Annotated in this window: 1 protein-coding gene; it reads left to right on the top strand. The window is 60.4% G+C overall.

From position 1 onward, the window contains the following. Positions 1-61: 61 nt before the first annotated feature. Positions 62-1,591, top strand: a 1,530-nt coding sequence (locus NWI01_RS18560; RefSeq protein WP_141385414.1) for a porin, incomplete at its 3' end; no start/stop codon positions are given.

Raw genomic sequence — 1,591 nt, forward strand, 5'->3', positions numbered from 1 at the left:
CTTCGAGTGTTGCGCCCAGCAGACTCGAACCCGCCATGACAAAGAAACTTGGGGTTTGATAATGGATTGGATAAAGAGTTTTTTTCTCGGATCGACGACCGCTCTGGTCATCATAGGCGGGGCGCAGGCTGCTGATCTTCCGTTGAAGGCGAAGGCGGTCGAGTACGTAAAGGTATGCTCTTTGTATGGCGCTGGCTTCTACTATATCCCCGGCACCGAAACCTGCATCAAGCTCGGCGGCTATATGCGTGCCGACCTGGGTGTGAACACCAATGCAATTTTCATGGGCAACACCTCGAATCAGGCCGGAGCGCAGAACCGTCACTCCAACGCTTTCACCTGGCGCGCGCGCGCGGACCTGACCTTCGACACCCGCACCGCGACGGACTACGGCGTGGTTCGCAGCTATTTCGACGGAGGCTTCACCTGGACCTCGGGCGGCTACGCAGGCTTGCGCGTCGGCGGGACTGCGTATGACGGAAATCCGACCGGCGGAATCTCCGGCGGTCAGCTCAACGTGTTCTTCGCCTTCATCCAGTTCGCCGGCTTCACGATGGGTAAAGCTGTCTCACAGTTTACTGCTCCCTGGGGTAACTATCCCGGAAATATCTATGATGGTCTTGTCGGCGGCGGCGGCGCGTTCACGGGCGTGAACCAGTTCACCTATACCGCGGAGTTCGGCGATGGCATATCAGGCTCGATCGGCGTGCAGGATCCGAGCGCGTATTATCAGGCCGGCATTCACAACCTCGGGGTTGGATCGCCGGGCACCATCATCAGCCCTCCGTTCCTGGGCATCGTCTTCTTCGGCTCGCCTCTCTTCGGCTACGGTCTCAGCGCGAATGCCGGAACCACTTTTCCGGATATCGTCGGCCAACTCCGCGTCGATCAGGCCTGGGGTCTGTTCCAGGCGTCGGCCGCGGCGCATCATAACAACCCCGCCTACTACGGGGGCGATGAAACCACCGGCGGTCCCGCGAACAAGTGGGGTTGGGCCGGTCAGATCGCTCTGACGATTAGAAACATCCCGACGGGTCCGGGCGACGTGATCAACGTCTCGGCCGTCTATACCAACGGCGCGACCCGCTACAACATCCAGGACATGGCTGCTCAGGCGGGCGGCAGCACGATCTATTCAGGCTTCGGCGTGGGCAGCGTGGGCTTCGGCTTCGCGCCCGATTCCGTCTACGCGCCCAACGGCGATCTTCAGCTGGTCACGACCTGGGGCATGCGCGGCGCCTACGTTCACAACTGGAATCAGTACTGGAGCAGTTCGATATTCGGCGCCTACGCATCGGTCAGGTACACCGGCGGAGCCAAGGCCTATATGTGCGGTGTATCAATTCCCGGCGCCATCGGTGGGGGTCTCTCCACCTGCAATCCAGATTACAACATCGGGCAGGTCGGCGCGAACGTTCGCTGGACGCCTGTCAAGAATCTGACGTTCACGACGGAAGCGGCTTACAGCATGTTGGATCAGAAGTTCGCCGGCGTTGCGGCTGTTCCTCCCAATTGGGCTGTCAGCAAGCCGGGGGGCAATTATGCGGTGAAGGATCAGGAGATCTGGACCGTCATGTTCCGCGCTCAGCGC

The organism is Nitrobacter winogradskyi (assembly GCF_006539545.1).
GTDB classification, from domain to species: Bacteria; Pseudomonadota; Alphaproteobacteria; order Rhizobiales; family Xanthobacteraceae; genus Nitrobacter; species Nitrobacter winogradskyi_A.